The following is a 1,482-nucleotide window of genomic DNA, read 5'->3' as shown; positions in this document are numbered from 1 at the left end:
TGTAACTCCAAAATAGAAATGTCCGGTTTCTCCAAAGTAAAAATGTCCGCTTTTAGAATATGCACTTTTGCAATTTCGTTAGCGGACGGTTTGATATGTTGGTGTCTATGTCGGATAAAGAACTTAAACGATTGTCGGTCTTGCAGGAAATCTGCGATCAACGCATAACTCAATCCCAGGCTGCTCAGCTACTTCATATTTCAGAACGTCAGATCAGACGCTTACTGCAGAAATACAAAGCTCAAGGTCCCGCTGCATTAGCCCATGCCGGTCGTGGCCAAATCAGCAATTCCAAACTTCCTGAAGAACTCAGACTCAAGTGCCTCAATATTGTTTCTGATCAACTCCATGGTTTCGGACCCACTTTAGCGCATGAAAAGCTCACCACCGTACATGGATTCGATCTTTCAGTAGAAACCCTGCGTTCCTGGATGATTGCAGCTGACTTATGGATTCCTCGATCCAAGCGCCTAAAACGCCCGTATCAGCCTCGTTACAACCGGGATTGCTTTGGTGAACTGATCCAAATTGATGGCTCATATCATGACTGGTTTGAAGGACGCGCTGCTAAATGCTGTCTGCTGGTGTTTATCGATGATGCTACAGGAAAATTGCAGCATTTACGCTTCTGTGAATCAGAATCAGCCTTTGATTATATGATTTCAACACGCTTGTATGTTGAGCAGCATGGTAAGCCGTTGGCATTTTACAGCGACAAACATTCAGTCTTCAGGGTGAATCAAAGCAGCAAGAAAGACACCAAGATTACCCAGTTTGGACGCGTACTCAGTACCCTGAATATCGATATCATCTTCGCCAATTCACCACAGGCCAAAGGCCGTGTGGAACGTGCCAACAGAACCCTTCAGGACCGTCTGATCAAGGAGATGCGTCTGGAAGGTATCAGCTCGATTGAGCAAGCTAATGCCTGGCTACCCTGCTTCATTGAGCAGTTCAATCAGAAGTTCGCCAAGATGGCTTTTAATCCTAAGGATCTACATCGGCCTATCACTGAAACAGCCGAAGAATTAGATGATATTTTTACTTGGCGTGAACCCCGCAGAGTCACGAATAGCCTGACGATTACTTATGATAAATGCGTATATCTCCTGGAAAACACCGAAGAAAATCAAAGGTTGATCGGTAAGTATCTTGAGTTCCTGGAATACCCGGATGGTACTGTAGCCCTCATGCATGATGGCCGAAAGATCAATTACAGCCTCTTCGATAAATTAAGTCAGCTGAATCAGCGAGAGATTGTTGAGAATAAACGGTTGGGTGCTGTTCTGAATCATATCCAACAACAGCATGAAGAACTGGAACAACAAAACAAACGCAATCGTTCTCAAAAGATGCCAAGCAGACGTGCACAGAAAATAGCAATCAAAGAACGAAATCTAAATCCTGTGCTTGACTTGGAATTGTCCATATAGGACATTTCTATTTGGTTATTAGGTAGGACATTTCTACTTAGGAATAACA

The 1,482-nt window shown here is 43.8% G+C and carries 1 protein-coding gene; it reads left to right on the top strand.

What is annotated here, in order from left to right:
* Nucleotides 1-107 precede the first annotated feature (107 nt).
* Nucleotides 108-1,433, top strand: coding sequence for an ISNCY family transposase (locus tag HX129_RS17655; RefSeq protein ID WP_001280601.1), 1,326 nt, complete (start codon nt 108-110; stop codon nt 1,431-1,433).
* Nucleotides 1,434-1,482 lie beyond the last annotated feature (49 nt).

The sequence above is a fragment of the Acinetobacter sp. 251-1 genome (genome assembly GCF_030329305.1).
Lineage (GTDB): Bacteria > Pseudomonadota > Gammaproteobacteria > Pseudomonadales > Moraxellaceae > Acinetobacter > Acinetobacter piscicola_A.
This window is presented reverse-complemented; position numbering and strand designations above follow the sequence as displayed.

Excerpts from the sequence above, each read along its gene's own strand:
- HX129_RS17655 (WP_001280601.1), top strand. The coding sequence starts at position 108 with ATGTCGGATAAAGAACTTAAACGATTGTCGGTCTTGCAGGAAATCTGC.